Annotated in this window: 17 protein-coding genes; 12 read left to right on the forward strand and 5 right to left on the reverse strand. The window is 69.4% G+C overall.

What is annotated here, in order from left to right:
• The first annotated feature begins 1 nt into the window (after window position 1).
• The 4 genes from CSW64_RS05330 to CSW64_RS21755 all read left to right on the forward strand — a co-directional run bounded on the left by CSW64_RS05330 (window position 2) and on the right by CSW64_RS21755 (window position 3,676).
• Window positions 2–460: a GNAT family N-acetyltransferase gene (locus tag CSW64_RS05330; RefSeq protein ID WP_099621132.1), complete on the forward strand. Its 459-nt coding sequence runs from the start codon at window positions 2–4 to the stop codon at window positions 458–460.
• The gene (locus CSW64_RS05335; RefSeq protein ID WP_099621133.1) at window positions 460–1,629 is read left to right on the forward strand and encodes an acyl-CoA dehydrogenase family protein; all 1,170 of its coding nucleotides are present in this window, start codon (window positions 460–462) and stop codon (window positions 1,627–1,629) included. Before CSW64_RS05330 ends, CSW64_RS05335 begins: the two co-directional genes overlap by 1 nt.
• On the forward strand, window positions 1,626–2,786 hold the full coding sequence (locus CSW64_RS05340; RefSeq protein WP_099621134.1) for an acyl-CoA dehydrogenase family protein: 1,161 nt from the start codon (window positions 1,626–1,628) through the stop codon (window positions 2,784–2,786). The genes CSW64_RS05335 and CSW64_RS05340 overlap by 4 nt, the downstream gene beginning before the upstream one ends.
• A gap of 125 nt (window positions 2,787–2,911) precedes the next feature.
• Window positions 2,912–3,676, forward strand: a complete 765-nt coding sequence (locus tag CSW64_RS21755; protein ID WP_150131336.1) for a glycine zipper domain-containing protein — start codon at window positions 2,912–2,914, stop codon at window positions 3,674–3,676.
• A gap of 54 nt (window positions 3,677–3,730) precedes the next feature.
• Here CSW64_RS21755 and CSW64_RS05355 read toward each other — a convergent pair whose 3' ends face one another.
• Window positions 3,731–4,747, reverse strand: coding sequence for an adenosine deaminase (locus CSW64_RS05355; RefSeq protein WP_099621137.1), 1,017 nt, complete (start codon window positions 4,745–4,747; stop codon window positions 3,731–3,733).
• 213 nt (window positions 4,748–4,960) lie between these two features.
• Here CSW64_RS05355 and CSW64_RS05360 point away from each other — a divergent pair, with 213 nt between their 5' ends.
• From CSW64_RS05360 to CSW64_RS05395, 8 genes are all read left to right on the forward strand, one after another.
• Window positions 4,961–5,155, forward strand: coding sequence for a hypothetical protein (locus CSW64_RS05360; RefSeq protein WP_150131337.1), 195 nt, complete (start codon window positions 4,961–4,963; stop codon window positions 5,153–5,155).
• A 118-nt stretch (window positions 5,156–5,273) separates the two neighbouring features.
• Window positions 5,274–6,530, forward strand: coding sequence for a GTP cyclohydrolase II (locus CSW64_RS05365; RefSeq protein ID WP_099621139.1), 1,257 nt, complete (start codon window positions 5,274–5,276; stop codon window positions 6,528–6,530).
• Between the two features lie 113 nt (window positions 6,531–6,643).
• Window positions 6,644–7,807, forward strand: coding sequence for a DUF1688 family protein (locus CSW64_RS05370; RefSeq protein ID WP_099621140.1), 1,164 nt, complete (start codon window positions 6,644–6,646; stop codon window positions 7,805–7,807).
• A complete protein-coding gene (gene upp / locus CSW64_RS05375) occupies window positions 7,807–8,445 on the forward strand; it encodes a uracil phosphoribosyltransferase (RefSeq protein ID WP_099621141.1) in 639 nt (212 codons plus the stop codon). The genes CSW64_RS05370 and upp overlap by 1 nt, the downstream gene beginning before the upstream one ends.
• Before the next feature lie 164 nt (window positions 8,446–8,609).
• Window positions 8,610–9,395 (forward strand): enoyl-CoA hydratase/isomerase family protein, encoded by a 786-nt coding sequence (locus CSW64_RS05380; RefSeq protein ID WP_099624126.1) that lies wholly within the window; start codon window positions 8,610–8,612, stop codon window positions 9,393–9,395.
• An 81-nt stretch (window positions 9,396–9,476) separates the two neighbouring features.
• Window positions 9,477–10,997, forward strand: coding sequence for a serine hydrolase domain-containing protein (locus tag CSW64_RS05385; RefSeq protein WP_099621142.1), 1,521 nt, complete (start codon window positions 9,477–9,479; stop codon window positions 10,995–10,997).
• Window positions 10,998–11,108: 111 nt separating this feature from the next.
• Window positions 11,109–12,707, forward strand: coding sequence for an AbgT family transporter (locus tag CSW64_RS05390; RefSeq protein ID WP_099621143.1), 1,599 nt, complete (start codon window positions 11,109–11,111; stop codon window positions 12,705–12,707).
• 56 nt (window positions 12,708–12,763) lie between these two features.
• Window positions 12,764–13,285, forward strand: coding sequence for a hypothetical protein (locus CSW64_RS05395; protein ID WP_099621144.1), 522 nt, complete (start codon window positions 12,764–12,766; stop codon window positions 13,283–13,285).
• A 31-nt stretch (window positions 13,286–13,316) separates the two neighbouring features.
• Here CSW64_RS05395 and CSW64_RS05400 read toward each other — a convergent pair whose 3' ends face one another.
• From CSW64_RS05400 to CSW64_RS05415, 4 genes are read right to left on the reverse strand one after another with little or no spacing between them, the layout of a single operon-like run.
• Window positions 13,317–13,664: a DUF3325 domain-containing protein gene (locus tag CSW64_RS05400; protein ID WP_099621145.1), complete on the reverse strand. Its 348-nt coding sequence runs from the start codon at window positions 13,662–13,664 to the stop codon at window positions 13,317–13,319.
• Window positions 13,664–15,271 carry a PepSY-associated TM helix domain-containing protein gene (locus CSW64_RS05405; protein ID WP_099621146.1) on the reverse strand — a complete coding sequence of 536 codons (1,608 nt, stop codon included), beginning with the start codon at window positions 15,269–15,271 and terminating at the stop codon, window positions 13,664–13,666. Before CSW64_RS05405 ends, CSW64_RS05400 begins: the two co-directional genes overlap by 1 nt.
• Window positions 15,268–15,582 (reverse strand): iron transporter, encoded by a 315-nt coding sequence (locus CSW64_RS05410; RefSeq protein ID WP_099621147.1) that lies wholly within the window; start codon window positions 15,580–15,582, stop codon window positions 15,268–15,270. Before CSW64_RS05410 ends, CSW64_RS05405 begins: the two co-directional genes overlap by 4 nt.
• Entirely contained in the window at window positions 15,582–17,753 is a 2,172-nt protein-coding gene (locus CSW64_RS05415) for a TonB-dependent siderophore receptor (RefSeq protein WP_099621148.1), read from the reverse strand. The genes CSW64_RS05410 and CSW64_RS05415 overlap by 1 nt, the downstream gene beginning before the upstream one ends.
• Window positions 17,754–17,838: the final 85 nt, after the last annotated feature.

Here is a 17,838-nt window from a genome sequence, read left to right on the forward strand (position 1 = left end):
GGTGGCTGTTTCCTTGAGGCCCGCGCGGGCGGAAGAGGCGCCGGCGCTCAGTGCGCTCTGCCTGAGATCGAAGGGTCATTGGGGCTACGACGAGGTCTTCCTCGAAGCCTGTCGCGAGGAGCTGACCCTGTCGTTGGATGAACTTGACAGCGTCGTCGTCGCCGAGGACGGCGTTGAGGTCGTCGGCTTGGCGCAGGTCCTGTTCGAGGATGGAGACGCCGTGCTGGAGAAGCTGTTCGTCGATCCATCGGCGATCGGGTGCGGCGTTGGGCGGCGGTTGTTTGACTGGGCGGTCGAGGTCGCCCGGTCCGGGGCGGCGACCCGCATGGTGATCGACGCCGACCCCGACGCGGCTCCGATCTATCGCGCGATGGGCGCGATCGACGCGGGCGGGGTTCCTTCGGCTTCAATCCCGGGACGAGTGCTGCCGCGGCTCGTTTTTGTCCTGCGAGAAGGCTGATGATCCGTCTTCCCGAACCCGAACCCGACCACGTCACGGCTCTGCGCGCGCAGCTGCAGCGGTTCGTCACCGAGAAGGCGCCGCGGGAGAAGCGCCGCGAATGGGACCGGACCCACGCCTTTCCGCGCGATCTGTTCCGCGAACTGGCCGGCCTGGGCCTCTGCGGCCTGACCGTGCCGGAAGAGTATGGCGGCAGCGGCCCGGACATCCTGGCCGCCGTCGCCGCCATCGAGGAGCTGTGCCGGGCCGGGTCGTTTTTGGCCGGCCCATTCATCCAGTGCGCCTTCTACGGCGGCATGAACATCCTGGAGAACGGTTCGGCCGAACAGAAAGCCGAGCTTCTCCCGCGCCTCGCCAAGGGCGAGCTGATCTTCGCCTACGGCCTGTCGGAGCCTGACGTCGGCGGCGACCTGTCGGCGGTGACGACCCGGGCCCGCCGCGAGGGGGACGAGGTGGTGGTCACCGGCGCCAAGCGCTGGTGCACCGGGGCCGACTTCGCCGACTACATCTATTGCCTGGTCCGCTCCGATCCCGACGCTCCGGCGCGGCAGGGTCTGAGCTTCGTGCTGATCCCGACCAAGGCGCCGGGCGTGGTCATCACCCCGATCGACCATGTGAACCTGCGCTACACCCTGTCGTCCGACGTCCACTTCGACGAGGTCCGGTTGCCGGCCTCGGCCATCGTCGGCGGCCCGGACCGTTGGAACCAGGGCTGGAAGATGCTGGCCGGCCGTGCGCTGGACATCGAGAAGCTGGAAATCAGCGCCTGCGCCTTCGGCCTGGCCCAGGCGGCGCTCGACGAGGCCTGGCAGTACGCCCAGGACCGCGTCCAGTTCGGCAAGCCGATCGCCGCCCACCAGGCCGTCCGCCACGCCCTGGTCGACGCCCGCACCAAGCTCGAAGCCTGCCGCTTGATGCTGTGGAACGCCGCCCGGCTGGCCGACGCGGGCGAGCCCTGCGCCGTCGAGACCAGCATGGCCAAGCTGTTCATCGGCGAGGCCGGGGTGGAGATCGCCCTGGCCTGCCAGCGGGTCATGGGCGCCTACGCCCTGTCGGCCGACTACGACATCGAGCGCAACGTCCGCGACCTGCTCGGCATGCCCATCGTCGGCGGCTCGTCGAACATGCAGCGCAACAATCTCGCCGCCCTCTGGAGACTGCCCGGATGACGACCTTCAACCCCCTCGACGCCGTCCAGTCCCTGATCGAGGAAGTCGCCCGCCGCGGCAACGAGATCGAGGCCGCCCGCCGCTTGCCGCCCGACCTGGCGGGGAAGATGGCCTCCGCCGGCCTGTTCCGGATGCTGCTGCCCAAGACCATGGCCGGTCACGAGACGCCGCCGACCGAGCTGGCGCTGGCGATCGAGACCATGGCCCAGGGCGACGCCTCCACCGGCTGGTGCCTGATGATCGGCGCCACCACGGCCTTTATGGCCGCCCGCATGGAGCTCGACGCCGCCCGCGAGGTGTTCGGCGCGCCCAAGACCATCGCCGCAGGCGTCTTCGCCCCGATGGGCAAGGCGACGGACGACGGCGATCATTGGAAGGTCTCCGGCCGCTGGCAGTGGGGCAGCGGCGCCCAGAACGCCGACTGGATCGCCGGCGGGGCCGTGCTGACGGGACCGGACGGCAAGCCGCAGCTCGACGCCGACGGCCAGCCGCGCCACCGGATGATGATCTTCAAGGCCTCCGAGGTGGAGCTGATCGACACCTGGCGCACCAGCGGCCTGTGCGGCACCGGCAGCCTGGACTTCGCCGTGAAGGAGGTCCGGGTGCCCAAGGCGAGGTCGGTCGCCCTGCACGAGGATGCGCCCACTCTGAAGGGACCGCTCTACAAGTTCCCGGCCTTCGGCATGCTGGCCCTGGGCGTGGCGGCGGTGGCGCTGGGCAACGCCCGCGGGGCGCTGATGATCGCCGGCGGCATGGCCCAGCAGAAAAAGCAGCAGGGCTCGCAGCGCACTCTGGCCGAGCGCAACACGACCCAGACCGACTTCGCCCGCCAGGTCGCGGCCCTGTCGGCGGCCCGGGCCCATTACTTCGAATGTATCGGCGTGCTCTGGGCGGCCTTGGAAGCGGGGCAGGATCCGACGCTGGAGCAGCGCAACCGCCTGCGCCTGGCCTGCGCCCATGCGGCTCACGTCTCGGCCGATGTCGCCCGCTTCGCCTACGACATGATGGGCGGCGGCGCGGTCTTCCTCGAGAACCCGCTGCAGCGGCGGTTCCGCGACGCCCATGTGATCACCCACCACGCGATGGTCGCCCCAAGCATCTTCGAGCTGACCGGCCGCATCCTGCTGGGCCAGCCCACGCGCGACGCGCTGCTGTAACCGCCTCTGCAACCGTTAACCGAGGCCCGGCGTTTTCCCGTCGGCGCCGGGTGTGGGCGCTTCACGGAGCGGCGGACGGCTCAGACCTTTCGCTGCTCGGCCTCGTGGATACGGAGCGAACACCAATGAAGACCAAGATCATCGCCGCGGCGACCGTGGGCGTGATGCTGCTCAGCACCGGCGCGGCCGTGGCCCAGGGCTATCCGCCGAGCTGGGACCAGTATCGCGCCCAGCAGGACCAGTACCAACGTCAGCGTGACTCCTATCAGGACCGTCGCGACGACTATGACGCCCAGCGGCGCGCCTACGAGGATCGCCGGGCGCAATGGATGCGTGACCAGGCCGACTATGATCGCCGCTACGGCCGCGGGGCGTATGTGCGTCAGTACGGCGACTGGCGCTACGACGATCCCTACTATCAGAACGACCGCTACGACGACCGCTACAGCAACAACGACTACTACAACAACGACTACTACGGGCAGTACCGCAACAGCCCCTGCGAGCGGAACAAGAACGACCGCACCGCGGTCGGGGCGGTGATCGGGGCCCTGGCCGGCGCCGCGCTGGGCTCCAACGCCGCGGCGCGCAACGCCAAGAGCGAGGGGGCGGTGCTTGGCGCCCTGGTCGGCGGCGGACTGGGCGGCACCATAGGTCGCAGCTCGGCCAAGTGCGACAATGACGGCTATTGGTACAGCCGCGATCAGACGCTTTCCTACCGGGAGTCGGGTTACGGGTACGGCGAGCGCAGCGGGCGGTACGGCTACGACGACTACCGTCGTCGCGGCTGCCGATTGGCCCAGGCGCCGACCAACGCCTATGGCCAGGCCGAGTATCGTTATGTCCGCGTCTGTCCTGACAGCCGCGGCCGGTATCGCATCACCGAGTAGAATCCTCTCCACTGCCATTCCGGCCCGGCCGCAGCCGGCCGGAATGGCCTTTTCTCATTGCGCCGCGAGGTAGGCGTCGACCGCCGCGATGTGGCGGGCCTTGTCCGCCGCCGGCAGGAAAGATCCCGAGAAGCTGTTCTTCGCCAGGGTGGCCAGGTCGTCGCGGGTCAGGCCGACGGCTTCCGCCGTGCGAATGTAGTTGTCGCCGACGTAGCCGCCGAAATAGGCCGGGTCGTCGCTGTTGCAGGTCGCCTTCAGACCCAGGTCCAGCATCCGCTTCATCGGATGCTCCTTCAGATCCTTCACCACGCACAGGCTCAGGTTCGACAGCGGGCAGACGGTCAGGGTGATCCCCATATCCACCAGCCGCCGGGTGAGGGCCTGGTCCTCCAGCGCCCGGTTGCCGTGGTCGATGCGGTCGACGCCCAGGATGTCCAGCGCCTCGTAGACATAGGCCGGCGGGCCTTCCTCTCCGGCGTGGGCGTTGATCAGCAGGCCGCGCTCCCGGCTGGCCTTCATGACATTGGCGAACTTCGACGGCGGGTGGCCGACCTCGCCGCTGTCCAGGCCCACCCCGACGAAACGGTCGAGATAGGGTTCGGCCTGACGCAGCGTCTCGAACGCCGCCTCTTCCGACAGGTGGCGCAGGTAGCTCATGATCAGGCGGCTGGTGATCCCGAGTTCGTCCTCGGCCTGCTTCATCCCGGCCAGGATGCCGTCGGCGGCGACCGAGAAGGGTAGGCCGCGGTCGGTGTGGGTCTGGGGATCGTAGAAGATCTCGGCGTGCACTCCGCCATCGGCCTTCAGCCGGCGGAAGTAGGCGATGGTCAGATCCTGGAAATCCTCCTCGGTCTGCAGCACGCCGGCGCCCTGGTAGTAGATGTCCAGGAAGTCCTGCAGGTTGGAGAAGGCGTAGGCCGCGCGGATCTCCTCCACCGACTGGAACGGCAGGTCGATCCGGTTGCGCTGGGCCAGGGCGAACATCAGCTCCGGCTCGAGGCTGCCCTCGATATGCAGGTGGAGTTCGGCCTTGGGCAGGCCCCGAATGAAGGCGTCGAGCGTATCGGTCATGAGGCTATGTCGACGCCGCTCCGTCCTCCGGTCAATACCTGGGTCATCTCGGGTTGTTCCCGGATCAACAGATTTCCGTGTTCCGGTTTCTAATCGCTATGCGCTCGAGATTCGGGGGCGTAGGGTCGGGGCATCGTCGACGAGTGCCGAAGGACGTCGGCGACTGAGAGACGTTACGTGCTCCCGTCCCAGAACAGGATCTGGAGCGTCATCATGAGAACCTTTTCGTTCTACATCCACGACAGACGCTACAGCGTCCCGACGCTGCAGCTGGTCACCGTCCGCGACGAGGATCGCGCCCGCGAACTCGCCCGCCAGCGGCTCGAGGAGACCGAGGAGCACCTCGCCGTCGAGGTGACCGAGGGGGCCGTCGAACTCTTCCGCGTCAGCCGCGAGGCCGCCCTCTAGGGCCCTCTTGTCAGCGTCGAAAATCGAGCGCACGATCCCCGCTCAAAGGCTCCTCGCCGGCGAAACCCGGCGCGGGGCCTTTTCCATTTGGAGGCGCCCGAAGAGCGCACAGGGAAGAATGCCGACCAACAAGCAAGGCCATATCCGCCTGACCTCGCACCCGCAGGCAGGCGCCGCGATCCGTTTCCCCCTGCATTGGGGCGCGCCGACCGCCCGCGAGCGCGGCCCAGTGGTCGCCACCGCCAACGCCGGCCCCGACCGCAACGCCATCGGCGCCCACGGCGGCGCCTATTCCATCTACCGCTCGCTGGCCATCGCCTCGGGCGCGCTGAACCCGCTGGTCCGGCCGGACCTGACCGACACCGCGCCGGTGGTCGAGGTCGGCCCGTTCGAGCAGTGGGGCGATCCGCACAGGATCGTCTCGCTGGACCCTTGGGGCCACCGCGTCCAGCTGGACTTCGCCCAGGAGATCGCCGAAGGCGCCGACATCCGGCCGACCATCGCCATCACCAAGGCCCGCCTGACCCTGCCCGAGATCGGCCAGGCCATCGACGCCGGCCGGCTGAAGATCGACGGGACGGTGATCCATGAGAGCCGCGACGTGGCGGTGACCAAGGCGGCGATCGACCCGGTCTGGCATCTGCCGGGCGTGGCCGAGCGTTTCGGCGTCGACGAGACCCAGCTGCGCCGGACCCTGTTCGAACAGACCGGCGGCATGTACCCCGAACTGGTCACCCGGCCGGATCTGAAGGTCTTCCTGCCGCCGATCGGGGGCATCACCCTCTACATCTTCGGCGACCCGGCCGCGATCGCCGACCCCAACCGCCGTCTGACCTGCCGCGTCCATGACGAGTGCAATGGCAGTGACGTGTTCGGCTCGGACATCTGCACCTGTCGGCCCTACCTGACGCATGGCATCGAGGAATGCATCGCCGAGGCCCAGGCCGGCGGCGCGGGCCTGATCGTCTACAACCGCAAGGAAGGCCGGGCCCTGGGCGAGGTGACCAAGTTCCTGGTCTACAACGCCCGCAAGCGGCAGCCCGGCGGCGACCAGGCGGCGACCTATTTCGAGCGCACCGAATGCGTCGCCGGGGTTCAGGACGCCCGCTTCCAGCAGCTGATGCCGGACGTTCTGCACTGGCTGGGCATCAAGCGGATCGACCGCTTCGTCTCGATGTCCAACATGAAGCACGACGCCCTGGTTGAGGGCGGCATCCAGATCGGCGAGCGCGTGCCGATCCCGGCCTATCTGATCCCCGACGACGCCTCGGTCGAGATGGAGGCCAAGAAGGCCGCCGGCTACTACACGCCCGAAGGCGCGCCGACGGAAGAAGACCTGAAGAAGACCGTGGGGCGCGATCTTGGCGAGTTCTGAGGACGCCGGGGACATGTTCCGGCGCAGCCGGTACGTGTCCCCGAGACGGCTGCTTTCACGGGGATACGTACGCTTCGCGAACATCTCCCCTCAGGGAGCGAAGGCTGCTCGCCATGGCTGACGATGTGAGGTTTCTGCTTACCGCCGGAGCCGTCCGCCGCGCCGCCGACGCCATGCTCGATCTCGCCCTCGCCGGCGACCTGCCGGACTGGCGCGTGGACCTCGATCGCCTGCCGCACACGGCGCAGGTCGTGGCCGAGGTGATCCGCGCCCAATACCCGACACTGGAGGTTCCGTTCCACGCCCGCTGGCGGCACTTCACGGCCAACGGCCGCGACCTGTGGGCCGAGCTGGACGCCCGCACAGCCTGGCCGGACGCCGCCGTCCGGGCCCGCGCCGCCTTCGACCTGGTCATCGTCTCGGTGCTGCTTGACGCTGGCGCCGGGCCGGATTGGCGCTACCACGACACGGAGACCGGCCAGACCCTGGCCCGCTCGGAAGGCCTGGGCGTCGCCTCGCTGCGGCTGTTCCAGTCGGGCGTGCTGTCGGCCTCGGCGGAGGATCCGCTGCGCGCCGACGCTCTGGAGCGGTTCGACGCGACGATCCTGGCGACGGCGTTCCAGGTCTCCAACGGCAATCCCTTGCTCGGGCTGGAGGGACGCGCCGCTCTGATCCGCCGCCTGGGCGCGGCGGTCGGACGGCCGGGCGACCTCTACGACGCCATGTTGGCCCGGGCCGAAGACGACCAGTTGCCGGCGCCGGCGATCCTGGAAGTCCTGCTCGAGCGGCTGGGCCCGATCTGGGAGAACCGCCTGGTCCTCGACGGCGCCCCCCTGGGGGACACCTGGAAGCATCCGAGCCTGGGCCTGGTTCCGATCCACAAGCTCTCGCAATGGCTGGCCTACAGCCTGATCGAGCCGCTGCAGGCAGCGGGCGTAGAGGTGACGGACATCGACGGACTCACCGGCCTGGCCGAGTACCGCAACGGCGGCCTGTTCCTCGACGACGGGGTGATGATCCTCAAGGACCCGGCCGACCTCGACCGCGTCCATGCCGTGTCCGACCCGCTGGTCGTGGCCTGGCGGTCGCTGACCGTGGCGCTGCTCGACCGCATCGCACCGCTGGTCCGCGAGCGGCTCGGCGTGTCGGAGGCCGACTTCCCCATGGCCAAGGTGCTGGAGGGCGGCACCTGGGCCGCCGGCCGCCGCCTGGCCCGCGAGCGCCGCAGCGACGGCGGCCCGCCCCTGAAGATCACCAGCGACGGAACCGTATTCTGATGAAGGCGCCCCAAGGCGTAACCCTGGTCGACCATCCGCTGGTCCAGCACAAGCTGACCCGGCTGCGCGACCGGAACACCTCGACCAAGACCTTCCGCGAGCTGGTCCGCGAGATCGCGACCCTGCTCTGCTACGAAGTCACCCGCGACCTGGCCCTGACCCAGCGCGAGGTCGAGACCCCGCTGGAAGTCACCACCGCGCCCGAGATCGCGGGCAAGAAGCTGGTCTTCGCCTCGATCCTGCGGGCCGGGGAGGGGATGCTGGAAGGCATGCTGAACCTGGTGCCGTCGGCGCGGGTGGCGCACGTCGGCCTCTACCGCGATCCCCAGACCCGGGCGGCGGTGGAGTACTATTTCAAGGTCTCCGAGTCCCTGGCCGAGCGGCAGGTGATCGTCATCGACCCGATGCTGGCCACCGGCGTCAGCGCCCGCGCGGCGCTCGAGCGGCTGAAGGAAGCCGGCGCCCGAGACCTGCGCTTCGTCTGCATCCTGGCCGCGCCGGAAGGCATCGAGGCCCTGCGCGGCGACCACCCGGACGTGCCGATCTGGTGCGCGGGCATCGACCGCGGCCTGGACGACCACGGCTACATCGTGCCGGGCCTGGGAGACGCGGGGGATCGGCTGTACGGGACGCGGTGATCCGCTCCTGATCCTCCCCTCTTGGGGGAGGGGGACCACCCGAAGGGTGGTGGAGGGGGTCCAAGACCGTTGGCCCTCTCCACCATGCTACGCATGGTCCCCCTCTCCCAAGGGAGAGGATCACAGGATTGGCGACGTCCCCTCCGCCCGCTATGGCCATTCCCATGACCCACGAGACCCTGCTCATCGAGGACGCCGGGGACGGCGTGATCGTCGTCGCCCTGAACCGCCCGGCGGCGGGGAACTCCCTGTCGACCAAGATGGCGCTCGAACTGCTCGCCCTCTGGCGACAGCTGGGCGAGCCCGGCGCGGCGCGGGCGATCGTGCTGACCGGGGCGGGGGGCAAGATCTTCTGCGCCGGCGCCGACCTGAAGGAGCGGGACGGCATGACCGACGATCAGTGGGTCGACCAGCACCGCCTGTTCGAGGCCATGCGCGACGCCCTGGTCGCCCTGCCGGTCCCGGTGATCTGCGCGGTCAACGGCGCGGCCTACGGCGGCGGCTGCGAGATCGCCCTGAACTGCGACTTCGTCTACGCCGCCCAGGGCGCCCGGTTCGCCCTGCCGGAAGTGAAACTGGGCATCATGCCGGGCCTGGGCGGGGTTCAGAATCTGGCCCGCGCCGCCGGCGAGCGCCGCGCCCGCGAGATTCTGCTGACCGGCGATCCGTTCACGGCGGAAGAGGGCGCCGGCTATGGCGTGGTCAACCGCGTCTGCGCCCCGGCCGACCTGGTCCCGGAGGCCGTGGCGACGGCCTGCAAGATCGCTGGCAACGCCCCGCTGTCGATCCGCAACATCCGCCGCACCCTGGACGCGACGCGGGTCCTGTCCGGCGAGGCGGCGATCAAGGTCGAGCTGGAGCACTACGACGCCCTGACCCCCACCGACGACCGCCGCGAGGGCGTCGCCGCCTGGGGCGAGAAGCGCAAGCCGGACTGGAAGGGACGGTAGCGCCGGCGCCGCCAGTTCTGACGAAGGCCTGCATCCAAACGGGCCTGTCCGCGCCTCTAGGTGGGAAAGGGGCTCCCACGCATGCGCATTACTCCCGACCTCACCCGTCGATCGTTCACCGCGTCCGCGATATCGCTGGCGGCCGGACCGCCCGCGTCCGCCGCGTTGGCCGCGCCGGTCGAGCGTCGGGATGAGGTCGCCGACATCGACGCCTTCGTGCGCGCGGCGATGGCGAGAACGGTCGTCGTCCCCGGCCTGTCCCTCGCCGTCGTCGAGGGCGACCGAGTCGTCATGACCGGCGGATACGGGGTCGCCGACGTGCGCGCCGGGACGCCCATCGACGCCGACACCGGTTTCTACATCGCCTCGGCGACCAAGTCGTTTACGGCCCTGGCCATCGCGCTTGAGGCGGACAGGGGCGGACTCGGCCTGGCCGATGCTTTGTCGCTGGCCTTTCCCGGCTCGGCCCTCCCGTCGGAGATGGCCGCCTCGGTCACGCTCGAAGACCTGCTGAGCCACCGCTCCGGTCTGGACAACGCGCCGATCGCCTTTCGCACGGCCTATTCGGGCGAGCACACGCCGCCGCAACTCCAGGCCTTGCTGGCGCAGACCAAGACCGTCGCCGATGCGCCGCACGGTGTCTTCCGCTATGCCAACGCCGGCTACAACATCGCCACCACCCTGCTGGAGAGGCGAGACGGCCGCGACTGGCGCGCGCTGGTGCGCGACCGGGTGCTGACGCCGGCCGGCATGGCCCGCACCACGCCCTGGGTGTCGAAGGCGAGGGCTCGGGGGACGGTCGCCGTCGGCCACTTCGGCCTGGACGCCGGGGGCGCGACGCCCAGCCCTTTGCAGAAGGTCGACGCGACCATGCAGTCGGCCGGCGGGTTGGTCTCGACCGCCAACGACATGGCCCGCTGGCTGAGGCTCCAGATCAACGACGGCGCCTTCGGCGGCCGCCGTGTCTTCCCCGCCGGGAGGGTCGCCTCGACCCACCGCTCGCGCGTGGCCCAGGACCGCCGGTTCGGCGCCTATCAGCGCGACGGCTACGGCCTGGGATGGCAGACGGGACGGTACGGCGAGGATCGTTTTATCCACCACTTCGGCAACTTCTCGGGCTCGCGGTCCCATGTCTCGTTCATGCCCGACCGGCGGTTGGGCGTGGTCGTGCTGGTCAACGAGGATCTGGTCGCGGGCGAGCTCGCCGATGTGGTCGCCAACTACGTCTACGATCGCTTCGCCGGCCGCGTCGACCTGCGGGCGCCTTACGAAGGCGAGCTCGGGACGCTGACCGCGCGGCGGGACAAGCGGCAGGCCGGCCTGGCGGCGGCCAAGGCGGAGCGGGCGGCGCGACCCTGGACGCTGTCCCGGCCGCGGGCCGACTACGCCGGAGCCTATGTGAACCCCGGCCTGGGAACGCTGGTGATCGCGCAGGCTGGCGACCTCCTGACCGCGAAGATCGGCGTAATGAGCGCGGTCGCCGAGGCCTTCGACCAGCCCGAGACCATCCGGGTCGAACTCGTGCCCTTCCAGGGGCAGACCATCCGCTTCGACGGCGAAAACAGCCTGATTTTCGACGACGCCCGTTTCGTCCGGGGCTGATCGAGCCGTTGAGGGTGGACGTCGCGGCAAGATTTCTTCAGGTTGCCGCCGCAATGAGCGGCCGACCCCGTCGGCGACGTCGCGCTGACCGTGTCGGAGTAACCATCCCCCATGAGTGAAGCATCACAGCCCGGCCGCCAGCGCGGCTTCCTCGGCTTCGTCGAGCGTGCGGGCAACCTGCTGCCGGACCCGACGATCATCTTCGTCTATCTGATCCTGGCGCTGATGGTGCTGTCGGCGATCGGCTCGGCGATGGGCTGGGAAGCCTCGCTGCCCTATTCCGGCTCCAAGGCGCCGGAGCACGCCGAGCTGGCCAATGGGGTTCTGACCTATCGGGCGTCCAGCCTGTTCTCCGAGGAGAACGTGGCCAAGCTGTTCACCGAGATGCCGAAGACCTTCGCGGGCTTCGCGCCGCTGGGCCTGGTGCTGACGATCATGATCGGCGCCGCGGTGGCCGAGCGGACCGGCCTGTTCTCGGCCCTGATCCGCGCCTCGCTGCGCAACGCTCACAAGGGGCTGCTGACCCCGATCGTGGCGGTGATCGGCATGGTCTCGCACCACGCCTCGGACGCCGCCTATGTTGTGTTCATCCCCTTGGCGGCGATCGTGTTCGCGGTGGCCGGGCGACATCCGCTGGCCGGTCTGGCGGCGGCCTTCGCGGCGGTGTCGGGCGGCTACGCCGGCAACCTGATGCCCGGCCAGATCGACGTCCTGCTGCTCAGCTTCACCCAGGAGGCGGCGCGGATCGTCGACCCGACCTGGACGATGAACCCGCTGGGCAACTGGTACTACATCTGCGCCATCGTCGTTCTGTTCACCCCGATCGTCTGGTTCATCACCGACAAGGTGGTCGAGCCGCGGCTCGGCAAATGGGGCGGCGTGGTCGACGAGGAGCTGCGCGCCGACCTCGACAAGGCCGAGGTCACGGCGGAGGAGCGCAAGGGCCTGCGCCGCGCCGGTCTGGTCGCCCTGGGCATCATCGCCTTCTTCGCGGCCATGGCGCTCTGGCCGGGCTACACCCCCTTCATCAACGAGGAAGCCAAGGGCACCGCCCGGCTGCAGCCGCTCTACGCCTCGCTGATCGCCGGCTTCTTCCTGCTGTTCCTGCTGACCGGCATCGTCTTCGGCCGCGCCGTCGGCGTGGTGAAGTCGGCGGACGATGTCGTGAAGATGATGCAGCACGGGGTCCGGACCATGGCGCCGTACCTCGTCTTCGTGTTCTTCGCGGCCCACTTCGTGGCCATGTTCAACTGGTCGCGGATCGGCCCGATCATCGCCATCAACGGCGCCGAGGCCCTGCAGGCCATGGCCCTGCCGGCGGCCCTGCTGCTGGTCTGCGTGCTGCTGCTGTCGTCGTTCCTGGACCTGTTCATCGGCTCGGCCTCGGCCAAGTGGAGCGCCCTGTCGCCGGTGGTGGTGCCGATGTTCATGCTGCTGGGCGTCAGCCCCGAGATGACCACCGCCGCCTATCGGATGGGCGACAGCTACACCAACATCATGACCCCGCTGATGAGCTACTTCCCGCTGATCCTGGCCTTCAGCCGGCGCTGGGACGGGACCATGGGCGTGGGCTCGCTGCTGGCGCTGATGCTGCCCTATGCGCTGAGCTTCATGGCGGTCGGCATCGCCATGACCGTCGGCTGGGTGCTGCTCGACCTGCCGCTCGGGCCGGGCGCCCAGGTCCACTACACCCCGCCGACCGCGGGCTGACGCTTGACGGAGCGGCGCGTGCAGGTTGAGCTTCGGCGACATCGCCGGAGCGCCCCATGCTGACCGCCGTTCTTTTCGCCCTGGCCCTCGCCAGCAAGGCGCAGACGCCAGGGGTCAAGCCCGCAACGCCGAGTGGCCAGCCGGCGACACGATCGGCGTTCGTCCAAGGCACGCTGAACCTGGCCATCGGCGAGCGCGCCACGCTGCGTCGACAGCCTGACGGGAGCTATGTCCTCGATCATGTCGAGCGGATCAGCGTCGAAGATGTCGCGCCGCCCGCCAACGGAGGCCGCGCCGAGACGCTCAACGGCACGTCGCCGGGCACTGTCCGACTCGCGCTCAACGCCCGCCGCGACGTCGGCTCGATCCTGAAGGTCGAGAACGGGACGGGCGAGGCGCTGCAGTACAACGCCTTCATCGTGCGGATCGCCGGCGGCAAGCCGCAGCCGCCGGCGAAGACCTCAGTCTGCACCATCCCCGCAGGCCTCGTCTCCTACGAACACTGGCCTGAGCCGGTGATCCAGGTGGTGGCGGGGGGGCTCAAGGCGACGCCGGAGAAGACTCCCGCCTGCGGTTAGGATGCGAGGACGGCGCAGACGGGCCTGACGCCTACCCGATCCGCACCAGCAGTCCGCTCGCCAGCAGCATCGCCGCGACGAAGGCCGCGCCCGGCGCCGCCCGGGCGGCCAGCCGGGGGCTGTAGGGGATCAGCAGGGTGACCGCCAGGGCGGCGGCTATGATCGCCCCAACCCATTGCACCGAGCCGAACTTCCAGCCGGAGGCGACGACCGTGCAGCCGTAGGCGGCGGCGAGGCCGGCGATCCCGGCCCAGCGGATCTGCTTCTGGCGGAGGGGCTCGAGCTTGCGCCCCAGCAGGTCCGGCTGATGCTTGGCCATCGAGGCGCAGACGCCGGTGAAGCCGGCGTAGGCGAAGAGGAGGGCGGCGAGACCGATCATCAGGCGGCCTCCTCGGTCACCGCGGCGGCCGGCGCCGGCGCGGGCGGCTTGCGTTTGGCCTTGACCGCCGGCTTGTAGCGCGCCGCCTTCCAGGCGCAGAAGGCCAGGCCGGCGCCCAGCGTCACGAGGGTCAGGTCGAACGCGACCATGGCCCAGTCCCCGCGCAGCAGGTTGGCGAGCAGGTTGCGGTTCGGCGTCGTGATCGCGCTGACCACCGGCAGCAGGGCGACCAGGGCGGCCGCGGCCGACAGGGTCTCGACCCAAGCCTTCTTGGTCGGGCGCAGGCAGGCATAGAGGATCATCCCGCCCCAGCCGACGAAGACGGCGTGCACCTCCCATGGCGAGCGGGTCGCCATCTCGACGGGCAGCAGGCGGTTGGCCCACAGCATCATCGCCATCCCGGCCGGGACGCCGGCGATGGTCCCGATGTTCAGCCGCTCGACCAGGCGGAAGCCGAAGTAGGGTTTCTCCGGATCGGGCAGCTGCTGGCGTCGCTTGACGGTCCACAGGATCAGGCCGGTGGCGACCATGGCGCAGCCGGTCAGGGCGCAGACGAAGTAGAGCCAGCGCAGCAGCGGCTTGGCGAACCGGCCCATGTGCAGGCCGTACATCGCGCCGCTGGTCACGGCCGCCGGGCCGGCCTTGGCGCTGCTGGAGACCAGCTTGCCGCGGGCGTCGAAGGTCAGCGAGCCGCTGCGGTTGGACAGCTGGTCGCCGGTGTGGCGGGTCACCTCGATGGTCGAGGTCGCGTCGCCGGGGTTGCTGACGCCGACGATCCAGGAGCGGCCGCCGCCCCAGGTCCGGGCCGCCTCGTCCAGCACCAGGGTCAGGGGCGGTGGGCCGACGGCGACGCCGCTGCGCTCGACCGCCTCGGTCTGCGGGAACAGCTGCTCGAAGAAGGCGTCCTCGGTCTTGTAGTTCGCCAGCGCCCCCCACGGCATGTAGAGCGCCATCAGCGTGACCAGGCCGGTGTAGGTGATCATGGCGTGGAACGGCAGCGCCAGGACCGCGGTCAGGTTGTGGGCGTCCAGCCAGGACCGCTGCGCCGCCTTGCCGGGCCGGAAGGTGAAGAAGTCCTTGAAGATGCGCTTGTGGGTGATCACGCCGGAGACGATCGCCGCCAGCATGAACATGGCGCAGAAGCCCGCCACCCAGCGGCCGGCGATGACCGGCATGTAGTGCATCTGGAAATGGAACCGGTAGAAGAACTCCCCGCCGCGGGTCTCGCGGGGCTTCACCACCTCGCCGGTGGCCGCATCGAGGACGGCGCTGGTGTCCGAGCCGCGCCGGCGGCGACGGGGCTTGTCCTCTTCGCCGGCCTTGGGCTGCGGCTCCCAGAAGACATTGACGGTCGAGGACCGTTCGTCCGGCAGGGTGATGCTCCAGCTCTTGGCGTCGGGGGCCTTGGCCTGAAGGAAGGCCAGCGCGCCGGCCGCCGCGACCGACGGGCTGGCCGGCATGCCGGTCTCCGGCTCCATCCAGCGGGTGATCTCGGGCCGGAAGTAGGTGGCCGTCCCGGTCGTGAACATCGCGAACAGGACCCAGCCGACGAGCAGTCCGGTCCAGGTGTGGAGCCAGGCCATCGACTGACGGAAGGCGCCGTTCATAGCCGGGGCTCCAGGATCAGCGCGATCCACAGCACGCCGCCCAGGGCCGCGCAGCCGCCGGCCAGCCCGGCCCACAGCCGCCAGCTCTTCGGCTCGGCGAAGCACCAGACGACGACCGTGACATAGATGGCGAACGACAGGGTGGTGGCGGCGATCGTCGCCTCGATCGGCCCGCCAGGCAGCAGCTTGGCCAGCACCGCCGTCGCCAGCGAGGCGAAGACGTAGCCGACGCCGATGGCGGCGACGGCGCGGCCGGCGACGTCCAGCCGCCGGAGCCAGGTCGGACCTTCCTTGCGCTTGGCGGCGGCCATCAGAACGCCGTGCGCAGGGTGACGGTGATCTTGCGCGGCTCGCCATAGTAGCCGCCGTTGTAGAAGCCGACGCGGCGCCAGTAGGTCTTGTCGAACAGGTTGTCGACGTTGACCGACAGCGAGACGTGGTCGTTGACCCGGTAGCGCGCCATCAGGTTGGCCAGCACATACGAATCCTGGCGCACATTGGTCCGGACGGTGGTGGTGTTCGACGTCGGGATGGTGGCCAGGGTGTAGATTTCGCTCTGCCAGTTCAGTCCGCCGCCGACAGTCAGGCCGTCAAGGACGCCGCCCCACAGGCCGTCCAGGTCGTAGGTGGTGTAGAGGCGGGCGATGTTGCGCGGGTTGAGGGTGTTGATCCGCAGCGCCGCCTGGTTCTCGGTGTAGGCGTAGGTGTAGCCGCCCTGAACCCGCCAGCGGTCGGTGATCGAGCCGGCGACCTCGAGCTCGAAGCCGCGGGTCTCGGCGCCCGGGACGGCGCGGTAGGCGGTGCTGCCGTCGGGCAGCAGGAAGCCGTCCGGAACGGTCGGGTCGACCTCGGCCAGGTTCTCCTGCTTCACGAAGAAGCCGGCCGCCGCGACGTACAGCTTGCCCTCGAAGAACTCGCCCTTCAGCCCCGTCTCGTAGTTCGAGCCGATGACCGGCGGCAGCTGCTCGTTGTGCTTGTCCTTGTTGCTCTGCGGCTTGAACAGGTCCGAGTAGGACGCGTAGGCCGAGATGTTCGACGTGACGTCGAAGATCACCCCGACATAGGGCGTCAGCCGGTCCTCGGCGTATTTGCCGGTGGTGCGTGCATAGGCGCCGGCCACGTAGTGGTCGGTCCGCGTTTCCCACTGGCTGCTGCGCGCGCCCAGGATGACCTTCAGCCGGTCGGTCGGGTTCAGGCGCAGCGCGCCGTAGACGCCGGTCTCCTTGGTCCGCGCGATCTGCAGCGGCTTGCCGGTGTTGAAGGTCGTCGGCTTGGGGATGTTCCCGGTCCAGGTCCGGATGTCGGGAATGGTCATGGGATAGGGGCGAGGTTCTCTGATTCCCGTGTCCAGGGTCGTCCCGTCGCGCTCGTAGCCGTTGGCGCCGAAGACCAGCTCGTGCTTGCGCCCGAACAGCTCGAACGGCCCGGAGGCGTAGATGTCGAAGCCCGTCTCTTCCTCCTGGTAGACGTTGTAGTAGTCGGCGACGGTCAGGCCGGCGCCGGTCTGGCGGTTCGGATAGCCGCCGTAGCCGTAGAACAGGAGGGCGGTGGACTCGCTCTCGCGCCGGTTCACCGCCGCCCGCAGGGTCCAGTCGCCCGGCAGCTGTTGTTCGACCACGCCGTACAGGTTCTCGGAGTTGCGGTCCCAGGTGCTCCACTTGGCCGCGACGTTGTAGCTGCGCGGCAGGTTGGTCGGCGTGCCGTCACGGTAGTAGAGCGGGGTCGTGCCCCAGGTCGTGCCCTTGGGGGTGACCTCCAGGTAGTCGTAGCCGACCCGCACCAGGGTCGTGTCGGTCACATCCGCCTCGACAGCCAGAAGGCCGAGGGTCTTCTTCTCCTCGTAGAGGTCGAAGTAGGACTGCCGCTTCTCGAAGCCGGTCACCAGCCGCGCCCGGACCTTGCCGTCGGCGAACACCGGGCCGGACAGGTCGGTCTCGATCCGGCCGCGTCCCCAGCTGCCGGCGGTCAGGCCGACGCTGCCGACGATGTCCTTGGTCGGCGCCTTGCGGATCAGATTGACGGTGGCGGACGGATCGCCAGAGCCGGTGACCAGGCCGGTGGCGCCGCGCACCACCTCGACCCGCTCGTAGATGGCGGTGTCGTTCATCACGCTGTTGCCGGACGAGTAACTGGTCGGCACGCCGTCGGCCTGGAAGTTGGCGATGGCGAAGCCTCGCGAGCTGAAGCCGACTCGGTTGGAGTCCAGCTCCTGGACGGTGATGCCGGTGGTCTGCTCCAGGACTGCGGAGATCGAGGACAGGGCGAAGTCGTCCATCCGCTCGCGGGTGATCACCGTCACCGACTGTGGCGTTTCCTTCAGGCTGAGCGGCAGTTTGGCGGCGGAGGCGGTCTGTCCGGCCTGGTAGCCGTTGCGGTGGCCGGTGACGACCACGCCTTCGACGTCGGTGGAGGTCTCGGCTTCATCAGCAGTCCGGGCGAGGGCGGGGGAGGCGAGGGCCGTCCCCGCCAACAGCAGAACCATCAGCGCGGAGCCCGCGCGACCCGAAGTGGAACTCGAACAACGCAACGCTACCCCCTGAATCCAACAGCCCCGACGCCCAGTCGGC

The sequence above is a fragment of the Caulobacter mirabilis genome, assembly GCF_002749615.1.
Taxonomy (GTDB): Bacteria; Pseudomonadota; Alphaproteobacteria; order Caulobacterales; family Caulobacteraceae; genus Caulobacter; species Caulobacter mirabilis.

Excerpts from the sequence above, each read along its gene's own strand:
- CSW64_RS05335 (WP_099621133.1), top strand. The coding sequence starts at position 460 with ATGATCCGTCTTCCCGAACCCGAACCCGACCACGTCACGGCTCTGCGC.
- CSW64_RS05360 (WP_150131337.1), top strand. The coding sequence starts at position 4,961 with ATGAGAACCTTTTCGTTCTACATCCACGACAGACGCTACAGCGTCCCG.
- CSW64_RS05410 (WP_099621147.1), bottom strand. The coding sequence starts at position 15,582 with ATGGCCGCCGCCAAGCGCAAGGAAGGTCCGACCTGGCTCCGGCGGCTG.
- CSW64_RS05415 (WP_099621148.1), bottom strand. The coding sequence starts at position 17,753 with ATGGTTCTGCTGTTGGCGGGGACGGCCCTCGCCTCCCCCGCCCTCGCC.
- CSW64_RS05340 (WP_099621134.1), top strand. The coding sequence starts at position 1,626 with ATGACGACCTTCAACCCCCTCGACGCCGTCCAGTCCCTGATCGAGGAA.
- CSW64_RS05365 (WP_099621139.1), top strand. The coding sequence starts at position 5,274 with ATGCCGACCAACAAGCAAGGCCATATCCGCCTGACCTCGCACCCGCAG.
- CSW64_RS05380 (WP_099624126.1), top strand. The coding sequence starts at position 8,610 with ATGACCCACGAGACCCTGCTCATCGAGGACGCCGGGGACGGCGTGATC.
- CSW64_RS05400 (WP_099621145.1), bottom strand. The coding sequence starts at position 13,664 with ATGATCGGTCTCGCCGCCCTCCTCTTCGCCTACGCCGGCTTCACCGGC.
- CSW64_RS05390 (WP_099621143.1), top strand. The coding sequence starts at position 11,109 with ATGAGTGAAGCATCACAGCCCGGCCGCCAGCGCGGCTTCCTCGGCTTC.
- CSW64_RS21755 (WP_150131336.1), top strand. The coding sequence starts at position 2,912 with ATGAAGACCAAGATCATCGCCGCGGCGACCGTGGGCGTGATGCTGCTC.
- upp (WP_099621141.1), top strand. The coding sequence starts at position 7,807 with ATGAAGGCGCCCCAAGGCGTAACCCTGGTCGACCATCCGCTGGTCCAG.
- CSW64_RS05355 (WP_099621137.1), bottom strand. The coding sequence starts at position 4,747 with ATGACCGATACGCTCGACGCCTTCATTCGGGGCCTGCCCAAGGCCGAA.
- CSW64_RS05395 (WP_099621144.1), top strand. The coding sequence starts at position 12,764 with ATGCTGACCGCCGTTCTTTTCGCCCTGGCCCTCGCCAGCAAGGCGCAG.
- CSW64_RS05405 (WP_099621146.1), bottom strand. The coding sequence starts at position 15,271 with ATGAACGGCGCCTTCCGTCAGTCGATGGCCTGGCTCCACACCTGGACC.
- CSW64_RS05370 (WP_099621140.1), top strand. The coding sequence starts at position 6,644 with ATGGCTGACGATGTGAGGTTTCTGCTTACCGCCGGAGCCGTCCGCCGC.
- CSW64_RS05385 (WP_099621142.1), top strand. The coding sequence starts at position 9,477 with ATGCGCATTACTCCCGACCTCACCCGTCGATCGTTCACCGCGTCCGCG.